Source organism: Ancylobacter koreensis, assembly GCF_023016525.1.
Lineage (GTDB): Bacteria > Pseudomonadota > Alphaproteobacteria > Rhizobiales > Xanthobacteraceae > Ancylobacter > Ancylobacter koreensis.
The window spans coordinates 85001-109574 of sequence record NZ_JALKCG010000002.1; the positions used below are offsets into that span (position 1 = coordinate 85001).

Below are 24574 nucleotides of genomic sequence, written 5' to 3' on the forward strand. Positions count from 1 at the left end.
CGTAGAGCACGCAGAGAATCTTGGCCATGATGTTTCCTCCTCAGTCGCGTGGGTGAGCGGGAACGCTCCCGCCGCCGCGAGGCGGCAGAGGCCCAGCGCCGAAACCGGCGCGCCTTCTGCTTTTCAGGGTGCCGAGCCGCGCTGGATGCGGTGCGACGGGGGTTCTCCGTGCCGGCGCCGTGGGGGACTGGTGGTCACCCGCTTCGCTGCCGACATTCGGACAGTGCCGGCAACGGGAAGCACGTTCAAATTGAAAGCGGCAAAGAATCGATAGATGCGGGCAATGGAGTGCCGCTAGGTCAGATCGGTCTCCGGCGAACGGTCACGCGTCAGTTCGCGCGCCAGCTTCAGCAGCGCGCCGGCCACCGGGGAAAGCGGATCGCGGTCGGAGAGCACAAGGCCGATCGGCTGCGTGTGCACGGGGTCGACGAGAGGGATGGCGACGAGATCCGCCGTGTCGCCGAGGCCTCGGAAGCTGGCCTGCGGCACGATCCCGGTCCAGGGGCCGCGCCGCACGAACGACCAGACGCCCATAAACGAATTGGTTTCGATAGCCGGCTGAGAGATGAGTCCGTTCGCGGCCATCACCTGGTCGATGATCCGCCGGTTCTGCATGTCGGGGGTGAGCAGGCACAGAGGCTGCACGGCGGCTTCCGCCCAGCGCAGGCTGCGCCGGCGGGCCAGCGGGTCATCGGGCCGCGTGACGAAGACGTAGCGCTCCAGATAGAGATCGAGCCGGCGAACGCGGTTGAGCGGCTCGTTCTCCAGATAGGTGATGCCGGCGTCGAGCTCCAGCTCGTCCAGCCCGCGCTGGATCGCTGCCGAGCTCAGCGTCAGCATCTGCACCTTCACGTCGGGATGGCGCAGCCGGAAGGGGCCGAGTAACGCCGGCGCCGCCGCCGTGGCGGCCGGGATGGCGCCGACGCGCAGCGTGCCGCTGAGGCGGCCGCCGGTCTCCGTGCGCTCCTGCTTGAGGCTTTCGTAGTCGGCGGCGATCTGGCGAGCCCAGCCCAGCACGCGCTCGCCCTCGGCGGTGAAGCCGAGGAAACGATGGCCGCGCACCACGATGGGCAGGCCGAGTTCCTGCTCCAGCTTGCGGATGCCCGCGGAAAGTGTGGGCTGGGTGACGTGGCAGGCCTCGGCGGCGCGGCCGAAATGCTTCTCGCGCGCCAGCGCGACCAGATAGTGCATCTGCCGGACGAACATGCCGCCTCCCGTCCCGTCGCCCGGTGGACGACTTCTCTATTTCCGTTCGGATATAGCAGACATGTAGGCCGCGATACGTCGATGGAAGGCGGCGGGCTTCTCGGCGAAGAGGCGGGCGTGCAGACGCAGCGCGGCACCGGCAAGGTGGAGCTGGCGCGCCCGCGCCGCCTCGACCAGAGGCTGGCGCCAGGAATGCTGCCCGCGCGCGAGAACAGCATGCGCCTCGATGCGCGCGATCAGCACGGAAAGATCCTGGTGCTTGCCGAGCCGGTCACGCAGGCGCTGCAGCTCGCCGACCCAGGCAGCGCCCAGCGCCGGCCAGGCCGGCGTCAGCAGCTCCATCTGGTAGCGCTGTGCCACCACGGCCTTGCGCAACTCGTGCAGAGCCTCGTCGTCGGCCGGGTCGAGCCTGCGGGCCATACGGCGGGCGCGGCCATATTCGGCGGCGAGCGCGCGAAGCCGCTCCTTCTCGCTCAGCCCGCCCAGCGCGGGAAGCGCCGCGATGAGCTGCGCAAGCAGAAGTTCCAGCTCGGCGCGGTGCGGTGCGAGGCCGGTCTCGGCCGCGTTCGTCCCGCGAATCCTGCCGCGCGCCGGAGCCAGCGAGCGGCCTGCCGCGCCGCGCAGGGCCGGTGCAAGCCCGCCTTTGGCGACGAGGTCGTCGAGCGCGTCGCGCCGGGCCGCATCGTCGCGGGCCGCGGCGAGAAGCCGGGCTGCCTGCGCCAACGCCCGCCGCAACGCGCGCGCCTGGTCCGCTGCCGCCTTGTCGCGCGCGTACTGGACGAGACGCAGCAGCGCGCGAAGCTGCTTGAAGGATTTGCGCAGCTCATGCACCGCCTTCACGGGATCGGCGATATCGAGGGCGGCGGCGGCCTCGCCGGCGGTGCGGGAGAGGGCGGCGTCCAGCGGCCCGTCGGGGCGATGCGCGATGAAGGCGGTCGCGCCGGCATCGTCCGGCAAGCGCCGGGGCGGGCTTTCCTGCATGGAAAAATCCTTTTGCGTTCCAGCCACTTAACCGAGTTTTCCCCGTTCGTCGCGACGATGGGATGACAAATCTAGCCCGTCCCCCTTTCATTTGGCCATCCGGATTGCTAAATACCCGTCCGTCGGCGGACCCGTGGGTCCGGTTCGGCTCTGACGCGGGGTGGAGCAGCCCGGTAGCTCGTCAGGCTCATAACCTGAAGGCCGCAGGTTCAAATCCTGCCCCCGCAACCACTGATACCGACAAACCCGCAGCCTTGGCTGCGGGTTTTGTCTTTCTGGCGGTCTTTCCGATTGCCTGGCGCTCGGTCCACTCGAGATGGTGCGCAGTTCGCCGTGCAGCGCCGCGAACATCTCGCCTCGTTCATTGCCGGGCGTCAGCACAATCCGCTCGATCAGCATCCGCAAGGCTTCCGCTGCCTGAGGCTTCTCCTCTGGCCGATTCAGCGCATTTGTCAGAGTCGCGACCTTGCTCGCATAGATGACCGCGGCCCGCCGCCCCGCGAAGACGGGGCGGTATTCCTTGTCGGATTTGCGCTTCTTGCAGTGCTGGCTGTCGCCGGAGTTTGGCTGCTGCCTTAAGAAGGAAACCGGAGACCTCAAGCCGGCTGAGGAGGCGCAGGAGCCAAGATCCGCTTCTTGTTCGACGCGGTATTTGTTGCTGAAAAGCGCTCGCGAACGCCTTCTCGGATCGGCCTCTATGGCCGGAGCGCGGACCCGAGCGGCTGCCGCCGGACCGTCAGCGGGCGCTGCGGAAATCCGCAGGGACTGCCGCCATGCGCGGGGAAGTGGGCACCGGTAGCGGGGCGGTCGCGCGCGGGACGGCATGACGTCCGCGGCGACCGGGCCATTGGCCGGTCGCCCTGCCCCGGGCGGACCGTCAGCGGGCGAGCAGCACCTTCATCTCCTCGCGCAACTGCTCGCCGAGGGCGGAGACGTTGTTGGAGACCTGTCCGACCTGTCCGGCGGTGGTGAGGATTCGACCCGAGACGGCCGAGACGCGGTCGATGCTGTGGCTGACCGAGGCGTTGGTCGCGCTCTGCTCCTCGACGGCGGCGGACAGGTCGGTGAACACGCCGTGCAGGCCGCTCACATGCTCGGTGATGTCGTTGACGGCGCGCGCTGCCCGGCTGCTCGCCATCTGCACCGCCTCGACCTGGGTGCTGATGTCCTTGGTCGCGTTGGCGGTCTGCAGCGCCAGTTCCTTCACCTCGGACGCGACCACGGCGAATCCCTTGCCGGCTTCGCCGACGCGGGCCGCCTCGATGGCCGCGTTCAGCGCCAGCAGGTTGGTCTGCGAGGCGATGCGTTCAATCAGCGCCGACACGTTGCCGATGCGCTCGATGCTCTCCACCAGCCCGCCGACGAGGCCGTTGGCGGAGGTTGCCCGCTCGGCGGCCTGGGCGGTCATCGTGGTGGCGGCGTGGATCTGCTTGCTGACCTCTCCGAAGGACATGGACATCTCGACGGCGGCGGCGGCCACAGACGAGCTCATGTTCTGGCTCTGGGACGTGAGGTCGCCGAGTTCCGCGCTGGCCTGTTCCATGGCGTCGGAGGCTTCCGCCATCTTGCCGACGACGGAGGTGACGCTCGTGGCCACGTTCACCGCATCGGTCACGAGCGCCCAGGTCAGCATCGGCCCGTCATAGCTGCCGTCGGGCCCGGTGAGGGCCGAGACCTTCAGGTCCAGCGTCTCCGGGCCAACCTTGATGCGCGCATTGTGCGGAAGGTTCGAGGGGTCGGCCAGCATGCGCCGCTGGAACTCGGGGTTCTTGTGGAAGATGTCGATGGACGAGCCGATCAGCTGGGAGGCCGTGATCGGCAGGTACGGTTCGATGCGCGCCAGCGTGTCGAGGCTGGTGCGGTTGGCGTAGTCGACGACGAAGCCGTCCAGCCGGCAGGTCATGACGTTGATCGGCATCTGCTCGACCATCTGGAGCAGGCGGCGATGGCGGTTGCGCTCTGCGGCCGCCTGCGTCTCGATGCTCCACACGATCTGGGCCTGGGCCTCGCCGCCACGCGCGGGCGGCAGGGCGACGATGGCGAATTCCAGCGTCTGGTCGCCGACGGTGGCAGCGAGATGCAGCGGCGCGGCGGCATGTCCGGCGCCCAGGCCGTCGAGCTGCGCAGGTGCGAGGCCGAGCACGTCGAGGCCGGCGCCGACAAGGGCCGCCGGCGCGACCGGCAGTACGTCCTTCAGCTCTTCGGCAAGGTGCCGGGACCGGGCATTGGCATACAGGATGAGGCCGGTTTGCAGGCCGCAGACCAGCACGGCGACCGGGAGCGATTCGAGCGCGGCGGTGTCGGGAAGCTGCGCGTGCGGACGGCGGTTGAGGGAATAGACGGAAGCGATGCTCATTCAGGTCTCCGGGAAACGGCCGCGTGCCGGCACCTGGCACCGGGCAGCGTCGTTTCCTAGCGCCCGGGGCTTGCCCGAGGCTGGGCGCACCTACGCGCTCTCGGCCATGATGGCGGGCTTCGCGGCCGCTTCCGGCAACAGGATGGTGAACTGAGCGCCGTCGCCGACATTGGCGCCGGAGATAGTGCCGCCATAGTCGCGGATGATGCCGAAGCTGACCGAGAGGCCGAGGCCGGTGCCCTTGCCCGGCGGCTTGGTGGTGAAGAAGGGCTGGAAGATCTTGTCGAGCACGGCCTGCGGGATGCCGCCGCCATTGTCGGTGACGGTGAGGCGGGCATGGGGCCGGCCGTCGATCGAGGTGCGGTTGAGCGCGATCTCGATGCGGCCGGCGAGGTCGGCGTCCTGCCGGCGGCGCTCGCGAATCGCGTCGCGGGCGTTGAGCACCAGATTGACCAGCACCTGTTCGAGCTGCTCCTGCGCGCAGTCGAGGCGGGCGTCGTCTCCGTCCTCCGTCGCCAGTTCGATGCCGTCGAGCTTCATGTCGGTGCCGAGTACTTGCGTCGTTCCGGCGATGGCGGCGCGGGCCGAGCTCGGATCGGGAATGCGCGCGCTGCGCCGCCCGAAGATGCGCATATGGTCGATGATCGCCTTCATCCGGTCGACCTGGCGGATGATGCGCTCCAGCTTCTCCGAAGTGTGCTCGATGGGCAGTCCCTTGCGCAGCCCGCCGAGCGCGTTGTTCGCGGCGAGCCGGATCACGCCGAGCGGCTGGTTGATCTCGTGGGCGAGGCCGGTCACCAATTCGCCGAGCGAGGCCATCTTGGACATCTGGTAGAGCTTGTGCTCCTCCATGCGCTTTGCCGTTTCGTCGACGGCGAAGACCACGGCGGTCGGAATCTCGCTCCGACGCGCCTCGGCGCCGTGGCCGCGCTCCTCGTCGAGCCGCGCCACGACCACCTCCACCTCGAACTCCTGCTCGGCGCCGGAGAAATGCTCGATCGAGACCGAGGAATCGTCGCCGTTGAGCCGGGTGAGGAATTCAGGCGTCGCCACACGCTCGGCGATGAGGTCCGGCAGCTCGCCCTGCTGGCCGTCGCCGATCCGCGTGGTCTGGCCCCTCTCGACGTGCAGGACGGTGATGCCGGGCACCCGGCTGATGGCCTGCAGGACATGGGCTTCGCGCTGGCGGGCGAACGCCTGCAGGGCCTTCACCCGATAGGCGCTCTGGAGCTTCCAGTAGCGCATGCCGAAGCTGGCGAAGGCCAGCAGTGTGAGGCCGAGCACGACCGCCATGGCGATGATGCCCAGGCTGAAATTGCGCGACTGGTCGAGCACCGCCGCGTCGTCGGTGGCGACCAGCACGAAAAACGGGTAGCGGCTGGAGTGAACATAGTGGCCGGTGCGTCGGATGCCCTTGTCGTCGACGCCGGACATCGTCCCCTCGGGCGGCATCGCCGGCGTGCCGGGTCCCGCCGCCGGCGGGGGCAGGATGCCGGTAGCCGCCAGGCCGGTGAGCTGGTCGAAGCCCGGTGCGCTCGCGCGCACCGCGCCGTCGTCACCGATCAGCGCCACGAAGCCGGCGCCATCCGGGCGGAGCTGCTCGTAGAAGTTGATGAAGCTGGATATCTCGTAGGAGGCGACCACCAGGCCGATCAGCGTGCCGTCCTCCTTGCGCAAGGCTCGGGAGAACTGGATCGACCATGTTCCACTGATCCGTCCCTTCACCGGCTTGCTGAGAAGGACACCCCGGTCAGATGGATCGTCCCTGAGATGAGCGCGGATATGCTCGCGGTCGGAGAGATCGAGGGTCTTGCCCGGTGGCGACAGGTTGCTGGCGATGAACAGGCCGTTGCGGTCGATGAAGGAGAGCTGGATCACGCCAGCCGGCAACTTCGCCTCGCGCAGATAGAGATAGATCTCGTCGGGCGGCTGGTCGGCGATCGCGACCGGCACGGCGTTGAGCACCGTGTCGATAGCATCGACCGTGCGGTCGAAGGAGGACGCAAGCGCCAGTGCCAGCTTCCGCGAGCCCGCGACGGCAAGGTTCTGTTCGTGACGCTCGTGCATCTGCAGCGTCACATAGGCGACGGCGGTGGGCAGCGCGAAGGCGAGCAGACACAGCAGGGCGATGAGCATGCGGTGTGGGCGCGCGGGCCAGGGCATCTCGCCGGCCTCGCCGGCCAGAGAAGGAGAGTCGGGACGTATTCCGGGCATGTTCATCGGCAGGTGTCCGGGAGGGATGACTGCTTTGCCGGGTTGCGTGCGACACGCGCCACGTCCGGTTACTGCGATCTTCCGTCTAGGTTGTAGCCGTGTGCCGGGCAATGCGGGCACTCCGCTAGGTAACAATACCTACACACGCGTTCCGCGCGAATAAATTTCCTTTCCTCCTGTTCATGTTAGGCCGGCTTGCCGATGCCTTGGCAGGGGCGTCGTCCGTCATGTTTGTTCCAAAACGGAACGATCTCTCTGCATTGGCTCCGGAAACGGAACCGATCAGGCGCGCCGCCAACGGCCGGTTGTGAGACTTTGCGCGGCCCGGCGATGCCGACTGCCGGGGACGGGAGCCCGATCATCATGCGTGCGTTGCGATTCGCTTTCCTCGCGCTGAGCCTTCTCGGGTTCGGCGGCTGCTTCGCCGGTACGGCCGGCGCCCAGGAGCTGGCGGTGCGCTGGCTCGCGCGCGACGGGCGGGTGATCGGCGAGCGCTCCCTGTCGCTCCAGGATCTCGAGCAACTCCCGCAGACCACGCTGAAGACGTCCACGCCGTGGACCAAGGGCGAGCAGAGTTTCGCCGGCCCCTCGCTGGCGGTTCTTGCCGGTCTGGCCGGGCAGCCGATGGGCGAGGCCAGGGTCACGGCGCTGAACGACTATGTCGCCACCGTGCCGGCGGAAGACTGGCTCCAGCATGGCGCGATCCTCACCACCCGCCTCAATGGCGAGACGATGCGGGTGCGCGACAAGGGGCCGTTCTGGGTGATGTATCCGATCGATGCGGACGCCAGCCTCGCCCAGCAATACTACCAGTCGCGGATGGTCTGGCAGGTCAAGTCCGTTGATTTTATCGCACAATAGACGGCCCATCGGGCTCCTCAAGCTCGGGCTGGTCATCACCTCGGTCGCGCTCTTCCTCGCCACCGGGATGCTCTACGTTTCGCAGACCCGCCAACAAGGGTTGCTGACCGCCACCATCCGTTCCTCGGGCTGGGTGGCCTATCAGGCGCAGCTCGAATTCGTGAAGACGGAAGCCGAGTTCGCCAAGCTGTCGCTGGTGCCGACACGGGACGGGCTGCGCGAGCTGGTGCTGCGGCTCGAAATCCTGCGCTCGCGCCTGCCGGTTCTCTACGATTCCGACGAGGGGCGGGTGCTCAGCGGCATCGTCGATACCAAAGACCTGACCCAGCCGCTCGAGGCGACGCTCGACAGCGTGATCGACGAGGTCGGCGCGCTCGATGCCGAGGATGGCGAGACGGCGTCCCGTCTGCGCTCGATCGACACGCGGCTGACGCCGCTCGGGCAGGTGCTCCAGCGCATCCTGCTGGAATCGGTGGCCTATAATCAGGAGATCTTCCGCCGCGAGCGGGCGCTTGCCGAGACGCCCGGCGTCGTGCCGCTGGTGCTGCTGTTCATCTGCGGCGGCTGCCTGGCGCTCGTGCTCTATCTCCAGGGCCGTCGCGACCGGCTGCGTCTGGGCGAGATCCTTGAGGCGCAGAACGCCATACGCGCGATGGAGAGCAATCTGCGCGCCGTCATCCAGGCGGTGCCGGCCTGCGTTGCCGTCATCGAGCCGGAGAGCGGCCGGGTGAGCTTCTTCAATTCGACCGCAGCCTCGCTCGTCTCGGCCGATCCGGCCGATCCCGCCTGGCTGCATTTCGTGCAGGCCGTGCACGAGGCGGCGGGCGAGGCGGGGCGGACAAAATGGGGCATGCTCAGCATGGCCTATCTGCGCAGTCCGGGCCAATTCGTCTCGCTGCGCGGCACGATCTGCGACGTGCTGTGGGAGCGCCGGCACCAGCAGCTCATCGTGCTCGCGGACACCACCCAGGTGCGCAGCGCCGAGCTGCAGGTGATGCAGGCCGCCAAGCTTGCCACGCTGGGCGAGATGGCGACCGCCATCGCGCACGAGCTCAACCAGCCGCTGGCGGTCATCAAGATGGCGGTGGCCAATGCCCGCCGCCTGCTCGAGCCGATGTCCGGAGGCGAGGCCGTGTTAGCCAAGCTGGAGCGAATCTCGTCGCAGGTCGACCGTGCCAAGCGCATCACCGATCAGGTCCGCCGCTACGGGCGCATGCCGAGCGAGCAGCTGCTGCCCTTCTCGCTGCGCCATGCGGTGGAGCTGGCGGTCAGCTTCGTCGCCGAGCAATACCGAGCCGCCAATATCCGCCTCACCATCGAGCCCGGCTTCCCGATGGAGGTGCTGGTGTTCGGCGAGCAGACCATGTTCGAGCAGGTGATGGTCAACCTTCTGATCAATGCGCGCGACGCCTTCGAAGCGCGGGACGCGGGAGCGGGGCCGGCGAGCCGGGAGGTCACGCTGTCGCTCGGCTGCGTGGCGGAGCAAGTGGTCATCTCGATCCAGGACAATGCGGGCGGCGTCTCAGAGGAGATGCTGCCCCGGCTGTTCGAGCCGTTCTCGACCACCAAATCTACCGACAAGGGCACGGGGCTCGGCTTGTCGCTGGCACGCAGCGTGGTACGCGACATGAACGGGACCATCTCGGTCGAGAATGTGGGCGCCGGCGCGCGCTTCATCATTGCCTTGCCGTTTTCGCCCCCGGTGCTGGGGCGCAACGCGGCGTGAGAGAACGGCGGAAGGGCCATGAGTCAGCTTCGGTCAATGCTCATCTGCGACGACGAGGAGGAACTGGCGCACGAGCTGGGCGAATACTTCTCGTTCGCCGGGTGGAGCGTCGAGGTCTGCGTCACTGCGCAGGACGCCATCGACAGGCTGTGTAATCGGCCAGGGCCGCTCGTGCTGCTGACCGACCTGCGCATCGGCCCGTTCGATGGGCGGCAGGTCGTGGCGGCGGCGCGCGCGCGGCCGGAAGGAGAGCGTCCGCGCATGATCGTGATCGTCACGGGACATGTGATGGACAATGTCTCGGCCGCGGATTTCGATAGCGACCATCTGTGCGTCAAGCCGGTCGATCCGGACGAACTCGGTGCGGTCATCGATGCGTTCCTGGAAACGCATGCCCCACCGTCAGAATAAGCGGAGAGCGCAGTGCAGCAGGCCCAGACCGTCTTCATCCTCGACGACGATGCGGATTTCCGCGACGGCCTCGCCGAAGCCCTGGGCGCGGAAGGCTATGCGGTGCGCGAGGCCGGCGACGCCCGGGAGATCGACGCCGCCGCGCTGGGGAGCTCCGACCTCCTCCTGCTCGACCTCGCCCTGCCGGCGACGGACGGCTTCGGCATGCTGGCCACGCTTTCCCGGCTGCCGAAGCCGCCCGGCATCATCTTCATCAGCGGCAATGGCGAGGCGCTGCTGCGCGTCGCGCGCGACCTCGCCCGCGCCAGCGGCCTCGACGTGCTGGGCTTCCTGGAGAAGCCGGTTGAACTTGCCGATCTTCTCGAGCTGATGCGTCGGCCCGCGCAGGAGCGGGCGGCGAGCCGGAAGGAGGCGCACCACAGTGCCGCGCGCATCCGCCGCGCGCTCAAGGAGGTGCTCGCCGGGCGCAAGCTGTCGGTGATGTTCCAGCCGCTGGTCGACGCGAAGAATCTGAGCTTCGTGGGAGCGGAGGCCCTGCTTGGCAACGAGCTGGCCGGCTTCGGCACCGTGCGTCCGCCTGATATCATCGCCGCCGCGCAGGAGACACCGGAGATGCTGATCGAGCTCAGCTATCAGGTGCTGGAGGCCGCCGCGAGGCTCTGCGCCGACTGGACCGCCGCCGGGTGGGACGGGCAGGTGAGCGTGAACATGCCGCTCGACGTGCTGCTGGGCGCCGACGCGGTGCCGGAGATCGTCGCGCTGGTGAGGCGACAGGGCATCGAGCCGCAGAAAGTCATTCTCGAACTGACCGAGGACGCGCTCTACGACCATTCCAACGAGGCGCTGGCGGCGCTCGCGCGCCTGCGCCTTGCCGGCTTCGGCCTGGCGCTTGACGATGTGGGGCAGCGCCAGAGCGGGCTCATGCAGCTCGCCAACCTGCCCGTTACCGAGATCAAGATCGATCTGGAGCTGATGCGGCACGCCCGCGAATGGGTGAAGCCGCGCAGCATCATTGCCTCGCTGTCGGCGCTGGGCCACCAGCTTGGGTTGAAGGTCGTCGCCGAGGGCGTGGAGACCGCCGAGGACCTGGCCCGCGCCCGCCGCAAGGGCGTCGACTATATTCAGGGATATCTGATCTCCCCCAAGCGGCCCGCTGAGGATATCATGGCCATGCTCGGGAGCCTGCCGAGCGCGACGTCCTCCCTGGCGGAAGTGCAGCGCGTGACGGTTTAGATGGTGGCGACAGATCATTTGGCAGTGCCGCGCGTCCTGCTCGTCGACGACGATCCGGATATTCTCGCCGAACTCAGCGAAGGCCTCGCGGCGCTCGGCGTGCCGAACATGACGGCGGACACACCGGTCGCGGCGATCGACATGGTCCAGCGCCACGAGCAACTCCAGGTCGTGGTGACGGATCTGCAGATGCCGCGCATCGACGGCATCGAACTGCTGCAGAAGCTGGCGCTGCTGCGCCGGCGGCGTCCGGTCGCCACCATCATCATCACCGGGCACGCCTCGCTCGACCGGGCCGTGGGCGCGCTGCGCCTCAACGCGGTCGACTTCCTGCAGAAGCCGGTGCTGGCCGAAGAGGTCGCCCAGGCGGTGCACCGCGCTCTGTCGCTGGTCGAGGACAGCCAGCGCCCGGCCAACGGGGCCGACAAGGCGGGCGACCGTCCGAAGGACCGCTCGAACTATCTCAAGACGCTGGTGGCGGCGCGCGCGGATCGCGAGGCGATCTTTCAGTCCGACCTGTTCTCGGACCCCGCCTGGGAGATGCTGCTCGATCTGGCGGTGGCGGAAGCCTCCGGCCGGCCGATCTCGGTGACGAGCCTGTGCATCGCTTCCGGCGCGCCCACCACGACGGCGCTGCGGCGCATCGAGGAACTGCGCGAGGCCGGGTTCATCGAGCGCCGGCCCGATCCGGACGACCGCCGGCGCATCATCGTGGAACTGACCGATCTGGGCCGGCGGCGCATGGACAATTTCGTCCGCCGTCAGGCGGAGCGGCTCGGCCTGCCGCTCGATTGAACCGCGAATCCCGTAGCAGGGGCTCGGGACCGGCGACCCATCGCGGGCGCCATTCCGTTCAGCCGACGAACTGGTAGCCGAGATAGCGCTTGGCGTCGATCACGTCGTAGCCGAGCTTCTGGCGCAGCTTCTTGCGCAGCTTGCTCATGTGGCCCTCGATCACGCTCTCGTCGACATGCTCGTTGAAGATGCCGTAGATCGTGCTGAAGACCTGCGCCTTGGTCACGCGGCGGCGGCAGTTCTTGACGAGGTATTCGAGAATATGCCGCTCGCGCCGCGGCAGCGGCAGCGGCTCGCCATCGACCTCCGGGTCGCGCCCGTCGAAGAACACCTTCAGGCGGTCGCCGCTGGCCTCGGGCGCCGTATTGGCGTTGACGCGGCGCCAGATGGCGTCGGTGCGGGCGATGATCTCGCGCACATGCACGGGCTTGCGCACCACGTCGTCGATGCCGGCGGTGAACAGCTCCAGCGTCTGCACCAGGTTCTTCTGGTCGCTCAGCGCCAGGATCGGCGCGCGGCTGTGCGAGCGGATCATTTCCGGGTAGGTCGGGCGCCGGTCGAAGTCGCCGAGCAGGAAGCCCTCCACGGCCGCGATGTCGCCATCCGAAGCGCTTTCGATCCAGCCCTTGAATTCATCTTCGCTGAGCCCGAAGCTCGACAGTCCTTCGTGAGAAAAACCGGAGACATAACTGTCGGCAACAGTCGAACGATCATCGACGATAACGTACATTGTGAGTGCTCCCTGTCGCAAGGTCGCGGTTGGAGCGGCATATCTGTCCGCTGGCCCGTGCCTTTCTTCGAGGTGAGTCGTATGTTCGAGAAAATATCCACTCAAGCGGAGTTGGATCGAGCTTGGAGCGGCTTTGGTGTCAAAATGGAACGGTTCGAATACATCGGCCGATCCGCGCATTCTCGCCCATGACGGGCGGGAAACAAAAAAAGCCCCCCGGGGGCGGGGGGGCCATGGAGTGGGCGGGAGGTTGCCATAAGGAAAAGGGGTGGCTGACCGGCGCTGCCGGTCAGCCTTCGAACACCGTCTCGATCTTGCTCTTCAGCGTCTGGGCGTTGAAGGGCTTGACGATATAGTTGTTCACGCCTGCCTTCTTGGCCGCGATCACGTTCTCCGACTTGGCCTCGGCGGTGACCATGATGAAGGGAAGCGCGTTCAGCGCGGCGTCGTCGCGCACCTGCTTGAGCAGTTCGTAGCCCGTCATCGGCTCCATGTTCCAGTCGGAGATGACGAGGCCGTAGGAGCGTTCCTTGAGCTTGGACAGCGCCTCGGCGCCGTCGGCCGCCTCGTCGACGTCCTCGAATCCGATCTGCTTCAGCAGGTTGCGAATGATCCGGACCATGGTCTTGTAATCGTCGACCACCAGCACCGGCATCGATAAATCCACGGCCATACTCTGCTCCGTTCTCGACTGGCGCGAATCTGCGAACGGCGCGGCACGCCGTTTCTTACGGACGCATCTTTGTTACCCTATGCTTGCGCGAAGCTTGCAGGTCGACCAAGCGAGTACTTTGCGCAGGCGCGGGTTCGATCTATAGATTTGCTATACGAATACTTGAACCGACGGAGCTTCCGCCATGCGGCGTCCCTTCCGAATTGAAGTCAGCGACCGCCACGCGGCGTCGATCCCGTCGACCGCGCAGGAAGCGGTCTCCGCCCAGATCCATCGCGTGCTCGACGAACTGCACGAACTGCGCGGCGTGATCGCCCGCTTCGACCGGCGCTGCCCCGAGCTCGATCCCGAATGCTCGCGCCACGCCATGCTGCTCGACGTCGAATCCATCCGGGAGGCGATCGAGAACACCAAATGCGAGCTCGCCTCGCTGAAGACCGGCGGGGCCCGTGGCGCCCGTTTCGACCGCGCCACCGACGAGCTGCAGGCGGTCGTCGCCGACACCGAGGCGGCCACCGAGGACATATTGCAGATGGCCGAGAACATCGACGGCGCCGCGCTCCCGCTCGTCGCCGAGCTCGAGGGTAGCCAGAAGGCGGCCGCGCAGGCGATCCACGCCTATGCCACGCGGATCTTCGAGGCCTGCAATTTCCAGGACATTAGCGGCCAGCGCATCCGCAAGGTGGTCGACCTGATGGTGTTCATCGAGGAGCGCGTCGAGCGCATGTCGAGCATCTGGGGCGGGCAGGAGGAAGTCGCGCGGATCGCCAGCTCGCTAGGCGGCGAGCGCACCGGCGACGAGGCGCTGCTGAACGGACCCGCCCTCGCCGACGACGAGAACGTCGTCTCGCAGGACGATATCGACTCGCTGTTTGCCTGATCCTCAGGCGCAGAAGCTGCGCGACTGGTCGGTCCAGCTGCCAAAGCCGGACCGCACCATGTTTCGGATCACCGCGCAGACATAGCGCTTCTGGGCCGGATCATTGTCCGGCCCGGCATTGTAGCGCGCGGCCGCGAGCGTCCAGTTGCCATGTCGCTGCTTCAGTTCGCTCAGGAAACGCGCGGCATAGTCCACGTTCCGCGCCGGATCGAACATCTGCGCCACCGAACCGAACTTCGCGCCGTGCCAGCGGTAGTTGATCTGCATGCAGCCGAGATCCACCAACGTCACGCCGCGACGGCCGAATTCCGCCAGCTTGCGCTCGCCATCGGCGATGCTCGTCGCGACATAGCTCTCCCCGCCTCCGTTCATCGCCAGAGGCTGCAGCGTACCGTTGCCGCCGGTCTCGGTGAGCCCGACCGCATAGAGGATGCCAAGTGGCACGCCGTAGCGGGCCGAAGCCTGGTGCATTGCCGCCTCGCAGGCGCCGACCGGCGCAGCCGGGGCGGGCGCGGCGGCAACACTAGCGCCGATCGTTGCGATCAGCGTCAGCAGCGGGATGGGACGGTTCGTCATGGTCCTGCCTCCTCCTGCGGGAATCGGGATCGGGGTCCTCGCCGGCCGGGGCGTCCCGGCGCGAGGGGGCGTCGGCGCGGGAATCGGAATGGCGGGGCTGGGCGTCGTAGCCGGTGAGACCGGCGGCAGTGCCGGGCCGGGCGATGAGGAGATCGATGGGGCCGCTGCCCTGCTCGGCGAGCGTGTCGAGCAGCCGGGCGCGATCGCTCTCGATGAGGCGCGCGGTCTCCTCCCGCGCGGCATGGATCTGAACTTCGAGCCCGTTGCGACCGGTGCGCAGGCGTACGGTCACGAGGCCGAGCTCGACCGGATGGAGCTGGATTTCCAGCACCCGCACCGGCCCGCGCGCGAGAGGCGGCGTGCCGGCCGCAGCGGGCGTGGCATCCGTGCCGCCGACGCGGACCGCCTCAGCGATGGCATCGGCGAGTTGCAGGGCGGGAGACGCGGCCGTCGCCGTGAATCCGGCGCTTGCCGTCGCCGTCGGAACGGCCATGCCGGCGTCGGGCGCTGCCGGGCGCGCGGGGGAGACGGTGTCGCGCATCCGTTCGGGGCGTCGCATGGTGACGTCGGGCGAGGCCTCGCGCGACGTCCGGCCGGAATTGACGCGGGAAGGCGAGACTTCCTTCGGTTCGCCGGCCTCCTGATTCTCCGCCGACTCTGCGGCCGGCGCTCGCGGCATGTCGTCCGGCGCTGCGAGTGGGATCGCGGGACCGTCGGGCGTGTCACTGGCGGAGCGGGTCGTCGGGCTATCGGGCGGGGCGATCCCCGTCCCGGCTGTCCTGTCGGCCTCCATCACCGGCGCGAAATGCGTCTCGCACAGGAGGACGGTGGCGCCGGGCAGCCGGGGGGAGGGCGACTGCGAGGAAGTGTCGGCGGCGAGAGGGCGCGTGAGGTCCCCGGCCGCCGACGGATCGTCCGGCCGGGTGGACGGCTCGACGCCGGCAAGGTCCGCGATCAGCGCCTCCGGCGCGGGACAGAGGACGACTGCGGCGCCGGGGCCGGGAAGGGAGGGATCGGCCGGCGCAGCGGCCTCGTCGGCAGGGTTTGTGTGAGTCCGCGCCGATGTGGAACCGGACCTGGAATCGGCATCCACGTCAGCGGCGTTCGGCTGTTGCAAAGCCGGCTTTCTATCCGTCAATGCGTCCAGATGCAGAAAGCTGCGGACATGGCCGAGCAACGTGTGGTGCCGGCCACCGGCATGGGACGGCCCGGCGGGCGCGGCAGTGTCCGTCGCGAGCGTCGATGTGGCCGTTCCTGGGTCGGCGAACCTGCCCCCGTCGGTCTCGGCATGTGCGCCTCTGCCGCCCTCGGGCCGGCCGCCGCGCCCGGCAAGCGCGTCGATCTCCGCCAGCAGGCTGCCGAACTCGCCGGTATCTGCCGCGCGGTCGGGGCGGGCCGGCTCGTCGTCGGACTGCGGGCGGGCTGCGTTGATCAGGACCGGAATCACAGCGGGCCTCCCGCGAGCACATCGTCGGCGCGGTGGAGTGCGGCCTGCGCCTTGGCGAGGATGGCGGGTGGCGGGTCCGGTTCGGTGTCGCCGGATGGGTTGGACGAGGATTCCGCCTTGGCGGTGCTCACGGGCGCAGGGGCGCCGTCGGAGGCGTGTTCGACCGCGCCGGCGACGGACCTCGCGGCATCAAGGAGGCGCCCATCGGCAGAGGAGAGCCGCTCGCGGGCGATGCCCTGCAGCTCGGCTTCGGCCACGTCGAAGCGATCGGCCGAGGCGGCCATGGCGGCGGCGCGGTAGAGCCGGGCGCGGTCGGCATCGAGACTGCCGGGCGGTGCAGCCGCCAGCACGCGCGCCGCCGCCATGGTGGCCGCGGTGGTCCGGCCCTGCGCGACGGCGGCCTGCGCGACCATCAGCGCGATTTCGCGCCGGCCCTCCGGCTCGATGGGCGCAAGGAGGTCGTCGAGCCGGTGGAACTCATTGGCGTCGTTGAGAAAATCCATGCGTGTCAGCGCTGCCGCGAAACGCTGGCGGAAATTGCCGGCATAGACGGAATGGCGGAAGCGGGCGAGGTAGGCCGAGCTCAGCCGCTCGAAGCCGGAGAGGTCGTTCGCCTGCGCCGCGATGAAGATCTCGCGGCGCAGCGCCGCTTCCTCGACCAGCGTGCCGGGCGCGATGAGCCGGGCATAGCCGAGCAGGGCGGCCGCGCGCGCGGGATCGCGGCGCACCCACAGCGCCGCCTGCGCCAGCGCCACCTGCCCGGCGAGGCTGGCCGGGAGCGCGCGGGCGTCCACCTCGCCGAGTTCCTTCAGTGCGTCCGCCTCGCGGCCCTCCAGATAGGCGAGGCTGCCGCGCACAAGCCGCTCGTCGATGTCGGGGTTCGCGCCCTTTCCGAGGACGGCGCGCAGCGTGGCCGGGCCGCCGCCGCTGAGGGCGAAGATCACGAGGGCGCGGGCGTTGAGCGGATCGCGCCAGGCAAGGCTGTCGGCGGCCCGCAAATCCCGGTCGATGCTGGCGATCAGCGCGTTCTGCGCCGCCAGCGCCTCGCCCGAGCCTGTCGCCATGCGGTCCTGCAGGCGCTGCAGCTCGCGCACGTCGCGGTAGAGCGGGGGCGCGGGAATGGCGGGAATATCGGCGCTGCCGGCGGCGTTGGCGCCTCCGTCGGGCGCGGGGCCGGGCGGTGCGGCGGCGTGCGACCCGGCCGTGGCGGCCGATCCGCCATGGGAAGCGGCGTCCGGGCCGGCCGTCTCGCTCGCCGATGCGGGTGGAAAGAGCGTGGAAAGCGGCGTCGCCAGCAGGCCCCAGCCACCACCGGGTTGCACCCTCTGCGTGTGTTCTCCATAGCTGGCCGAAGGCGATGCGGCGGAGCCCGCACCCGCCTCGCCGGGCTCCGGCGGCGAAAGGGCGGGCGCCAGCGCCGCGATCTGCGTGGCGGGCGGCGGAACGGGTACGGCGACCGCGACCGGCTTTGCGGGATCGGGGGCAGGCGCAATGGCCGAGGCTGCCGGCTCCGCCGCGCGGGGCGGGAGGGCCGACGGCCGCGCGAGAGGCAGGGGCACCGGCCGAACCGTCTCGGCCGGCTGGGCCAACGGCGCTGGCTTCGGCTTCTTCGGGGGCGTGGGAATCGCCGGCATCCCGTCCGCTGCTGCGTCGGGGGAATCGGCACGCTGTTGTGCCGCGTCGAGCGCGCGGACGTCGCTCCACGGGTCCGGCTGCGCCCGTGCCGTGGGGGCGGCGGCGAGAAGGGTGGCGGCCAATGCTCCAGCAAGGATGGATCTCACGGTGCCGTCTCCTTCAACACGATCTCGATGCGGCGGTTCTCCGGCGCGTTTGGATCGGCCGCATTCTTTGGACTGCGATCGGCGGAGCCTTCGATCTGCCGGATGCGCTTCTCGTCGAGACCGCCGCGCACCAGCATGTAGTGAGCGATGTTGGCGCGGGCGGCCGAGAGCTGCCAGTTGTCGTAGGTCGGCGAACGAAACGGCCGCGCGTCGGTATGGCCGCGAATGATCACTTCGCCGGGGCGGGTGGCGAGCGTCTGGGCGATGCGCGCCATGACCTGCACCAGACGCGCGTCGGGCACCGCCGAGCCGATGGGGAACATCGCGAAGTCGATGTCGTCGGTCAGGCTGATGATGGTGCCCTCGCCGGTCTTGCGTACTTCGACATGCGGGCCGGCGGCCGCGCCCAGAGCGCTGGCGACATCGGCCTTCACCTCCGCCTCCAGCTTGCGCGCCGCCTCGCCATTGGCATCCGGCTTCGCGCCGGTCCTGTCATCCGTTTTCGTGTTCGCCTTCGGTTCGGCCGCTGGCGCGCTGCCGGCGCGGGGCGCCGATGCCGTCTCGCCCGTGGCGGGAGGCGGAGGCGGAGAGGTCGCGTCCGCCGCCGCGTCGGGGCGCGGCGCGCCGGCGTCCGGTCGCGTGCCCTGAGGGGCGTGGATGCCCTTCGCGCCCTGCGCCGTGGTCAGCGCCTGCCGGCTGGAGGTCATCTGCCAGTAGACCGGGTCGAACGGGTCGCGATGCGCGTCGCCGCTGCCGGTGCCGGGCGCGCCGTTTTCGCCGACGGCCTGATCGGGCGAGGTCGGCGCGTTGGGCGGGGCATTGGCGATGATCTCGGCCAGCACCGCATAGGGGTCCTGGAACAGCGCCTTCTCGCGCGGGCCCTGCTGCAGGTCGTCGCCCGGCCCGGTGCCTTCGCCGGTGGTGTTCTTCAGCGAGGACATTTGCTCGCCATCGGCGGAGGTGCCGGAATCCTTCACGTCTTCGGGGTCGTTGAGGCCTTTGCGCTCGCTGATGCTGTCGGCGAGGTTCACCGGGTTGAAGTAGTTGGCGATCGCCTTGCGCACGTCCTTGTCGGTGACGTTGATCAGCCACATGATCAGGAAGAACGCCATCATCGCCGTCATGAAATCGGCATGGGCAACCTTCCAGGCGCTCGAATGGTGCTCGTGCTCCTCGTCGTCGTGACGCTTGATGATGATGAGCTCGTGGTGTTCCTGCTGCCCGGCCATCGTGCTCACCCCACCGCCGCGCCGAGCCGCTCGGCCCAGGCGCCTATCCGCGTCTCGACGGTCGTCGAGGCGGCGACGAGCGCGACGTCGGCGCCGCTGGCGGATTCGAAGGCGACCGGCGCCTGCGGATCGATGCGCGCGCGCAGCGCCTCGACGAGGTCGGGCGCGCCGGTGACGCGCAGGAGTGGTGCATCTCCGGCCGCCAGCAGGTCGCGGATCGTCGTCGTCATGTCGGACAGCGCCCGCTCGCGCACGGCAACCGCCAGAAGCGGAGAAAGGATGCGTGCGAGCCGGGCGGACAGGTCGTCCTCCAGCCGGCGCAGCCCGTCCGCCATTGCGGCGGCGAGGACGTCGCCCTCCTGCACCGCCCAGAGGCGGCGGGCCTCGGCGAGGTCCCGTTCGGCCTGCGCGCGCTGCTCCTCGCGGTCCTGCGCGCGCTGGCGCTCGAAGGCCTCGCGGGCGGCGGCCTGCGCCTCGGCGCGTGCCGTCTCGGCGGCCGCGGCGGCGATCGTGGCCGGATCGGGCGCCTCCGGTCGGGCTGCCGGCGCGGGCGCAGGCTGGGAAGCGGGCTCGCGGCGCGCGGCGCTGTCGCGCGTACCCGCAGCAGGGCGGGGCACGCCGGGCTTGCCGGGCATGGACTGCGAGAAATCGGGGAGATGGCGCAGCATGGCGTGCATCAGACCCGCGCCTCCTGCTGCATCCACTGCCGGAGAATGGCGGCGGCCTGCTCCTCGTCGAATTCGATGATCTGTTCCAGCCGCTTCTGCGGCGAGCGGTTCATCTTGGCGGTCAGGTCCTCGATCAGGCTGACCGGCTCGGCCGGTCCGGCGCCGCGCTCCACGCCTTCCGGCGCGGGCAGTTCACCGGCCGCCGCCAGCGGAGCGGTGAGCAGGCCGGTGTCGATCATCTCGGCCTCCTCGGGGCGCGCGACGATGGCGCGCACGGCGGGCCGCAGGCCGAACCAGATCAGCAGGGCGGCGACGATGAGGATGGTGGCCGCGTTCACCAACGTGCCGGACTGGCGCATCATCACATCCGACCAGGAGAGCGGCGCCACCGGCTCAAGCTCGCCATTGCCGGCGGCGAAGTTGACGGCGGAGACCTTCAGCCGGTCGCCGCGCGTCTTGTCGAAGCCGGCGGCGGCGCCGGCGAGCTGCTCGATCTCATAGATCTGTGTCTCCAGCGGCACCGCGTCCTTCGCCTCGGCCGCGCCGGCGGCGGGCGCCAGCCGGGCGCGGTTCACCAGGATGGCGATCGACAGGTTCTCGACGTTGAAGCCCTCGCGCACCGTCTCGGTGTTGCGCGAGGAGATCTCGAAATTGGTCAGCTCCTCGCGGCGGTTGCTTTCCTCGTTCGAGTTCGAGCCGTTGTCGGCGCCGGTCTGCTGCGCGGGAATGTTCTGCTGCACCGAGGCGGAGGCCTGCTTGGTGCGGTTCTGCGAGGTCCCGGTCTCCTTGACGACGCGCACCGAGCGTTCGGTCTTCGAGGCGGGGTCGTAGGTGGTCTCGGTGGTGGTCACCCGGTTGGTGTCGAGCCGGCTCGTCACGCTGATCTGGAAATTGTCGATGCCGAGATAGGGGGTGAGCGCGCGGCGGATCTTCTGCTCGGTCTCGCGGTTGAGCTGCTCCTGCAGCAGCACCTTCTTGCCGGAGGAGGCATTGGCGGGATCGTCGCCGGAGGCGAGCACGGCGCCCTCCGTGTTGAGCACGGTGACGGCATCGAGCTTCATGCCGGGCAGCGCCGCCGCGACGAGATGGCGGATGGCCTCGGCGCCGGTGAAATCCTGCGCGTTCTCGGTGCGGATGACGACGGAGGCGGAGGCCTGCTGCTCCTCGCGGCGGAAGGAGGCGCGGTCGGGCAGCACGATGTGCACGCGCGCGGCCTTGATGCCTTTCATGGTCTGGATGGTGCGGGCGAGTTCGCCCTCCAGCGCCCGCACGCGGGTGATCTCCTGCATGAAGGAGGTCAGGCCCAGCGAGTGCACCTCGTTGAACAGCTCGTAGCCGGAGCTGGAGCTCTGCGGCAGGCCCTTCTCGGCCAGCAGCATGCGTGCGCGCGCCGTGTCCGAGGGGGCGACCAGCACGGCGGTGCCGTCGGCGTTCACGTCGAAGACGACGCCGGCATCCTTGAGCGCGCCGCCGATGCGGGTGACGTCCTCCCGGTTGAGGTTGGCGTAAAGCGTCTCGGTGGCGGGGCGGCTGAGATAATAGGCGCCGAGCCCGATGGCGGCGAGGACGGTCAGGCCGATCAGTCCGAGGGCGACGAGCCGACGCGCGCCGAGCTGGCGCAGATTGCCGAGAAGCAGGTCGAGCTGCTGACTGCCGAACATCGGGCTTGGCTCCGTGCAGGATCATCGGGGGGCCGGCACGATGCTCCGGGAGAGAACTCCCGGAGCATCGGCTTCACCCCGGAACGCATCGGACGGGCGGGCTTGGAAGACCGATGCGCACGCGGCGAAGTGGGCGCGGCGCTTGCGCGCCCTTGCCCGAACGCACCATCGCGCCGGCAGCTTGTGCGGAGATTGCGCGGAGGCCGGCGCACGGCCGGCCATTGAAAAAGAAGAGGCCGCGCTCCCGGGGAGAGAGCGCGGCCAGTGGCGTTGGTGGTTGGCACCAGGGGTAGGCACGTCACGTGCGGGCGCGGGCGCCGGGGCGGCCCGCGACCGTCATCAGCCGCGGAACAGGCTGAGCACGCTCTGCGAGCTGGAATTGGCGATGCCGAGCGACTGAACGGCGAGCTGCTGCTGGGTCTGCAGCGCCTTCAGCTTGGTCGACTCCTCTTCCATGTTCGCATCGACGAGCGAGCCGATGGCGCGGTTGTTGGCGTCCTGCAACGCCTGGACGAAGTTGGTCTGCGACTCGATACGGCTGGCGGTGGAGCCGAGGCTCGTGGACGCATCCGTAAGATCGGTCAGGGCGGCATCGACGATCGAGGTGTAGTTCGCGATCTGGTCGAGGTCGTTCTGGCTCGAGGTCAGCTTGGAAATGTCGATATCCATGATCGAGCTGACCGTCGCCTTGCCGTTGGCCGTGGCGGCCACGCGGGACTTGTCGAGAATACCGAGGTCGTTGGTACCCGACGCACCCAGCGAGTTCTTCAGCGCGAGAACAGCGCCGTCGAGGGCCGTCTTCTTCGTGGTCTCGGCGGTGGTGAAGGCACTGTCGCGGGTGTTCTTCGCCGTCGCATAAGCGGCGTCACGGGCGGCGACAGCCGCGGCGTCCATGGCGCTGCCGGCGAAGGTCGTGTCCGCCGTGCCGATGGCAGTGTCGTAGGTCGTCGTCGCCGTGGTCTTGGCGGTGTCGAAGGCCGTCGTCGCCGTGGTGGCGGCGGTGGAGTAGGTCGCCGACGCCGTGGTCACCGCGGAGTCGACCGCCGAGTGAACGGTGGTGTTCGAATCCAGCAGCTTGAACTTGCTGGTGTCGATGTCGATCGTGTCCACCTGCACCGAGTCGCCGGTGCGGGAGAACGAGGCGACCACCGCCTTGTTGGCATTGTAGTTGGATTCGCTCGAATCGACCGACAGCCAGTTGCTGCCCGAGATAACCGTGCTCTTGGCGTTGTTCCGAACTTCCTTGAGCAGGCTGCCGATTTCGGTCTGCAGCTTGGCACGATCAGCGTCCGGAGACGCGGCCGTGATCAGCTTTTCCTTCACCTTCTGCAGGGCATTGCGGACGGTGTCGAGACCGGTGTTGACGGTGTCGACCGAGGACTTGGCGAGGCCCAGCGAGTCCTTCACCGCACCGAGCGCACCGTTGTCGGAGCGGGTCGTGGTGGCGATGGACCAGTAGGCCGCATTGTCCGACGCCGAATTGACGCGCAGGCCGGTGGAGACGCGGTTGTTGGTGTCGTCGAGCGAAGAGTTGATGGTCCGCAGGGTCTGCAGGGCGACCATGGAGGACGTGTTGGTCATAAGGCTGGTCATAGGAATGTCCCTTGAGTTGATGTGAGTTTTTTCACGGGACATACCGGGCTCTAACCGGCATGGCAGGGGCGGCTTCATGCCTTTGAGGGTCTCCGGCTCTCGCCTTGCGACCCGGCTGCCGTTCCCTTCCGGGAGCGGCAGTCAATCTGCCATGGAGACAGCCTCGCAGCTCTGGCTTGCGCGGAGCTTGCCGCTCGAATGGCGCGGCGCGGCGAGGGCTGAAAAGCGAAAGGGCGGCACGCAGTGCGGCCGCCCTTCGATGGAGTGCAATTAGCCAGCTATCAGAAGAAGGAGCGCACCAGCCCGCCGACCAGCAGGTTCCAGCCGTCGATCAGCACGAAGAACAGGATTTTGAACGGCAGCGAGATGACCGCGGGGGGCATCATCATCATGCCCATCGACATCACCAGCGTCGCCACGATCATGTCGATGACGAGGAACGGCAGCACGATGAGGAAGCCGATCTCGAAGCCGCGCCGCAATTCGGAAATCATGAAGGCCGGGATGAGGATGCGCATCTCGATCTTCTCGTCCTTCGCCGGCGCCGGCTGGCCGTTCGCCACGGCGAGGTCGGCGAAGGTCTTGAGGTCCTTCGGGCGAACCTGCGCGAGCATGAAGTCGCGGAACGGATCGGAGATGCGGGTGAGCGCCTCCTCCTCGGTGATCTGGTTCTCGGTCAGCGGCTTGATGCCCTGCTGCCAGGCGCGGTCGAAGGTCGGGCCCATGACGTAGAAGGTCATGAACAGCGACAGCGAGATCAGCACTAGATTGGCCGGGGTAGACTGCAGCCCGAGCCCCGATCGCAGGAAGGACAGTGCGATCACGAAGCGGGTGAAGCTCGTGACCATGATGAGCAGTCCCGGCGCCACCGACAGCACGGTGAGCAGCGCCACCATCTGCACGATGCGTCCGCTGGCCGCCGCCCCGCCCGACTGCTGGATGAGGTCGGTGAGCGAGGGCGCCTGCTGGGCGAAGGCCGGAGCGGACAGGGCGAACGCCGCGCCGAGGCCGGCGCTGAGGATGGCGAGGCGGGTGCGCTTTCTCATTGCACCACCAGCGTCTCGAGCACGAGCTCGTCGACATGGCCCTGCGTGCGCAGCTTGGCCCGCTCGTTCAGGTCCTCGCGCAGATGCAGCAGCCCGCTCGGCCCTTCGATCTGGCTGAGCGAAAGCGTGCGCAGATAGCCCATGAAGTCGTCGCGGATCTCGGCGGCGGCGATCTGCGCGTTGGGAAGCGCGCCGTTGCGATAGATGATCGAGGCCTCGATGCGCACGAAGGTTTGCGAGGGCGCGGCGAGATTGGCGACGATGGGCTTGAGGGGCTCCATCAGCGTGTCCTTGCTGGAATAGCGCATCGGCGGCGTCTCGGGCTCGGCGGGTTTCGCCTTGACCTGTTCGGTCACCGATTTCGCCACGGTGGAGGCGAGCTGGATGCCGACCCCACCGCCGGTCGCCCCGGCGAGCAGGGTCAGCACGGCAAGCGGCAGGATGAGGCCGGGCGCCTTGGCTTCGCCCTTGGTATTGCCGGTGGGAACGCTGGTCTTGGCCATGGGG

22 protein-coding genes and 1 tRNA gene (1 of these 23 only partly in view) are annotated in these 24574 nt (G+C 68.6%); 7 read left to right on the top strand and 16 right to left on the bottom strand.

The annotated features are described in order from the left end of the window. The 3 genes from MWN33_RS07525 to MWN33_RS07535 all read right to left on the bottom strand — a co-directional run. Positions 1 to 28, bottom strand: partial view of an NAD-dependent formate dehydrogenase gene (locus MWN33_RS07525; RefSeq protein ID WP_247199878.1) — the 5' end (the start) only. 1178 nt of this gene lie to the left of the window's left edge; the window shows 28 of its 1206 coding nt (coding positions 1–28); it begins with the start codon at positions 26 to 28; the stop codon falls past the left edge of the window. 266 nt (positions 29 to 294) lie between these two features. Further along, positions 295 to 1206 carry a LysR family transcriptional regulator gene (locus MWN33_RS07530; RefSeq protein ID WP_247199879.1) on the bottom strand — a complete coding sequence of 304 codons (912 nt, stop codon included), beginning with the start codon at positions 1204 to 1206 and terminating at the stop codon, positions 295 to 297. Between the two features lie 36 nt (positions 1207 to 1242). Continuing rightward, complete coding sequence (locus tag MWN33_RS07535) at positions 1243 to 2187, bottom strand: CHAD domain-containing protein (protein ID WP_247199880.1); 945 nt, start codon at positions 2185 to 2187, stop codon at positions 1243 to 1245. Positions 2188 to 2341: 154 nt separating this feature from the next. Here MWN33_RS07535 and MWN33_RS07540 point away from each other — a divergent pair. Continuing rightward, positions 2342 to 2418: transfer RNA gene (locus MWN33_RS07540), tRNA-Met, on the top strand. A 646-nt stretch (positions 2419 to 3064) separates the two neighbouring features. Here MWN33_RS07540 and MWN33_RS07545 read toward each other — a convergent pair. After that, a complete protein-coding gene (locus tag MWN33_RS07545; RefSeq protein WP_247199881.1) occupies positions 3065 to 4543 on the bottom strand; it encodes a methyl-accepting chemotaxis protein in 1479 nt (492 codons plus the stop codon). 90 nt (positions 4544 to 4633) lie between these two features. After that, the gene (locus MWN33_RS07550; protein WP_247199882.1) at positions 4634 to 6763 is read right to left on the bottom strand and encodes an ATP-binding protein; all 2130 of its coding nucleotides are present in this window, start codon (positions 6761 to 6763) and stop codon (positions 4634 to 4636) included. Between the two features lie 357 nt (positions 6764 to 7120). On the opposite strand from MWN33_RS07550, the gene MWN33_RS07555 reads away from it, so the two are divergent. The 5 genes from MWN33_RS07555 to MWN33_RS07575 are packed head-to-tail and all read left to right on the top strand — an operon-like array spanning position 7121 to position 11783. After that, positions 7121 to 7618: a putative pterin-binding protein gene (locus MWN33_RS07555; protein WP_247199883.1), complete on the top strand. Its 498-nt coding sequence runs from the start codon at positions 7121 to 7123 to the stop codon at positions 7616 to 7618. Further along, positions 7599 to 9344 carry a sensor histidine kinase gene (locus MWN33_RS07560; RefSeq protein WP_247199884.1) on the top strand — a complete coding sequence of 582 codons (1746 nt, stop codon included), beginning with the start codon at positions 7599 to 7601 and terminating at the stop codon, positions 9342 to 9344. The genes MWN33_RS07555 and MWN33_RS07560 overlap by 20 nt, the downstream gene beginning before the upstream one ends. Before the next feature lie 18 nt (positions 9345 to 9362). Next, positions 9363 to 9755, top strand: coding sequence for a response regulator (locus tag MWN33_RS07565; protein ID WP_247199885.1), 393 nt, complete (start codon positions 9363 to 9365; stop codon positions 9753 to 9755). 12 nt (positions 9756 to 9767) lie between these two features. Then, positions 9768 to 10988, top strand: a complete 1221-nt coding sequence (locus MWN33_RS07570) for an EAL domain-containing protein (protein ID WP_247199886.1) — start codon at positions 9768 to 9770, stop codon at positions 10986 to 10988. Continuing rightward, positions 10989 to 11783 carry a response regulator gene (locus MWN33_RS07575; protein WP_247199887.1) on the top strand — a complete coding sequence of 265 codons (795 nt, stop codon included), beginning with the start codon at positions 10989 to 10991 and terminating at the stop codon, positions 11781 to 11783. A 58-nt stretch (positions 11784 to 11841) separates the two neighbouring features. Here the strand turns inward: MWN33_RS07575 and MWN33_RS07580 are convergent, their stop codons facing one another. Beyond that, positions 11842 to 12513 carry a response regulator transcription factor gene (locus tag MWN33_RS07580; protein ID WP_247199888.1) on the bottom strand — a complete coding sequence of 224 codons (672 nt, stop codon included), beginning with the start codon at positions 12511 to 12513 and terminating at the stop codon, positions 11842 to 11844. Between the two features lie 289 nt (positions 12514 to 12802). Next, on the bottom strand, positions 12803 to 13186 hold the full coding sequence (locus MWN33_RS07585; protein ID WP_247199889.1) for a response regulator: 384 nt from the start codon (positions 13184 to 13186) through the stop codon (positions 12803 to 12805). A gap of 184 nt (positions 13187 to 13370) precedes the next feature. On the opposite strand from MWN33_RS07585, the gene MWN33_RS07590 reads away from it, so the two are divergent. Then, positions 13371 to 14066: a protein phosphatase CheZ gene (locus tag MWN33_RS07590; protein WP_247199890.1), complete on the top strand. Its 696-nt coding sequence runs from the start codon at positions 13371 to 13373 to the stop codon at positions 14064 to 14066. Positions 14067 to 14069: 3 nt separating this feature from the next. On the opposite strand, the gene MWN33_RS07595 is transcribed toward MWN33_RS07590, so the two are convergent. The 9 genes from MWN33_RS07595 to MWN33_RS07635 all read right to left on the bottom strand — a co-directional run bounded on the left by MWN33_RS07595 (position 14070) and on the right by MWN33_RS07635 (position 24570). Beyond that, on the bottom strand, positions 14070 to 14642 hold the full coding sequence (locus MWN33_RS07595) for a lytic transglycosylase domain-containing protein (RefSeq protein WP_247199891.1): 573 nt from the start codon (positions 14640 to 14642) through the stop codon (positions 14070 to 14072). Continuing rightward, the gene (locus MWN33_RS19145; RefSeq protein WP_247199892.1) at positions 14590 to 16089 is read right to left on the bottom strand and encodes a flagellar hook-length control protein FliK; all 1500 of its coding nucleotides are present in this window, start codon (positions 16087 to 16089) and stop codon (positions 14590 to 14592) included. The genes MWN33_RS07595 and MWN33_RS19145 overlap by 53 nt, the downstream gene beginning before the upstream one ends. Next, positions 16086 to 17411, bottom strand: a complete 1326-nt coding sequence (locus MWN33_RS07605; RefSeq protein ID WP_247199893.1) for a chemotaxis protein MotC — start codon at positions 17409 to 17411, stop codon at positions 16086 to 16088. The genes MWN33_RS19145 and MWN33_RS07605 overlap by 4 nt, the downstream gene beginning before the upstream one ends. Positions 17412 to 17866: 455 nt before the next feature. Next, the gene (locus tag MWN33_RS07610) at positions 17867 to 19099 is read right to left on the bottom strand and encodes a MotB family protein (RefSeq protein ID WP_247199894.1); all 1233 of its coding nucleotides are present in this window, start codon (positions 19097 to 19099) and stop codon (positions 17867 to 17869) included. Between the two features lie 5 nt (positions 19100 to 19104). Then, complete coding sequence (locus tag MWN33_RS07615) at positions 19105 to 19776, bottom strand: hypothetical protein (RefSeq protein WP_247199895.1); 672 nt, start codon at positions 19774 to 19776, stop codon at positions 19105 to 19107. Beyond that, positions 19776 to 21428: a flagellar basal-body MS-ring/collar protein FliF gene (gene fliF, locus MWN33_RS07620; protein WP_247199896.1), complete on the bottom strand. Its 1653-nt coding sequence runs from the start codon at positions 21426 to 21428 to the stop codon at positions 19776 to 19778. Before fliF ends, MWN33_RS07615 begins: the two co-directional genes overlap by 1 nt. A 339-nt stretch (positions 21429 to 21767) precedes the next feature. Continuing rightward, entirely contained in the window at positions 21768 to 23021 is a 1254-nt protein-coding gene (locus MWN33_RS07625) for a flagellin N-terminal helical domain-containing protein (protein WP_247199897.1), read from the bottom strand. A gap of 281 nt (positions 23022 to 23302) precedes the next feature. Then, on the bottom strand, positions 23303 to 24067 hold the full coding sequence (gene fliP, locus MWN33_RS07630; protein WP_247199898.1) for a flagellar type III secretion system pore protein FliP: 765 nt from the start codon (positions 24065 to 24067) through the stop codon (positions 23303 to 23305). Continuing rightward, positions 24064 to 24570, bottom strand: coding sequence for a flagellar basal body-associated FliL family protein (locus MWN33_RS07635; protein ID WP_247199899.1), 507 nt, complete (start codon positions 24568 to 24570; stop codon positions 24064 to 24066). The genes fliP and MWN33_RS07635 overlap by 4 nt, the downstream gene beginning before the upstream one ends. Positions 24571 to 24574 lie beyond the last annotated feature (4 nt).

What these genes read in the sequence shown, in the direction of transcription:
- MWN33_RS07530 (WP_247199879.1), bottom strand. Translation starts at nt 1,206, where the DNA reads ATGTTCGTCCGGCAGATGCACTATCTGGTCGCGCTGGCGCGCGAGAAG.
- MWN33_RS07535 (WP_247199880.1), bottom strand. Translation starts at nt 2,187, where the DNA reads ATGCAGGAAAGCCCGCCCCGGCGCTTGCCGGACGATGCCGGCGCGACC.
- MWN33_RS07545 (WP_247199881.1), bottom strand. Translation starts at nt 4,543, where the DNA reads ATGAGCATCGCTTCCGTCTATTCCCTCAACCGCCGTCCGCACGCGCAG.
- MWN33_RS07550 (WP_247199882.1), bottom strand. Translation starts at nt 6,763, where the DNA reads ATGAACATGCCCGGAATACGTCCCGACTCTCCTTCTCTGGCCGGCGAG.
- MWN33_RS07555 (WP_247199883.1), top strand. Translation starts at nt 7,121, where the DNA reads ATGCGTGCGTTGCGATTCGCTTTCCTCGCGCTGAGCCTTCTCGGGTTC.
- MWN33_RS07565 (WP_247199885.1), top strand. Translation starts at nt 9,363, where the DNA reads ATGAGTCAGCTTCGGTCAATGCTCATCTGCGACGACGAGGAGGAACTG.
- MWN33_RS07575 (WP_247199887.1), top strand. Translation starts at nt 10,989, where the DNA reads ATGGTGGCGACAGATCATTTGGCAGTGCCGCGCGTCCTGCTCGTCGAC.
- MWN33_RS07580 (WP_247199888.1), bottom strand. Translation starts at nt 12,513, where the DNA reads ATGTACGTTATCGTCGATGATCGTTCGACTGTTGCCGACAGTTATGTC.
- MWN33_RS07585 (WP_247199889.1), bottom strand. Translation starts at nt 13,186, where the DNA reads ATGGCCGTGGATTTATCGATGCCGGTGCTGGTGGTCGACGATTACAAG.
- MWN33_RS07590 (WP_247199890.1), top strand. Translation starts at nt 13,371, where the DNA reads ATGCGGCGTCCCTTCCGAATTGAAGTCAGCGACCGCCACGCGGCGTCG.
- MWN33_RS07595 (WP_247199891.1), bottom strand. Translation starts at nt 14,642, where the DNA reads ATGACGAACCGTCCCATCCCGCTGCTGACGCTGATCGCAACGATCGGC.
- MWN33_RS07610 (WP_247199894.1), bottom strand. Translation starts at nt 19,099, where the DNA reads ATGGCCGGGCAGCAGGAACACCACGAGCTCATCATCATCAAGCGTCAC.
- MWN33_RS07615 (WP_247199895.1), bottom strand. Translation starts at nt 19,776, where the DNA reads ATGCACGCCATGCTGCGCCATCTCCCCGATTTCTCGCAGTCCATGCCC.
- fliF (WP_247199896.1), bottom strand. Translation starts at nt 21,428, where the DNA reads ATGTTCGGCAGTCAGCAGCTCGACCTGCTTCTCGGCAATCTGCGCCAG.
- MWN33_RS07625 (WP_247199897.1), bottom strand. Translation starts at nt 23,021, where the DNA reads ATGACCAGCCTTATGACCAACACGTCCTCCATGGTCGCCCTGCAGACC.
- fliP (WP_247199898.1), bottom strand. Translation starts at nt 24,067, where the DNA reads ATGAGAAAGCGCACCCGCCTCGCCATCCTCAGCGCCGGCCTCGGCGCG.
- MWN33_RS07635 (WP_247199899.1), bottom strand. Translation starts at nt 24,570, where the DNA reads ATGGCCAAGACCAGCGTTCCCACCGGCAATACCAAGGGCGAAGCCAAG.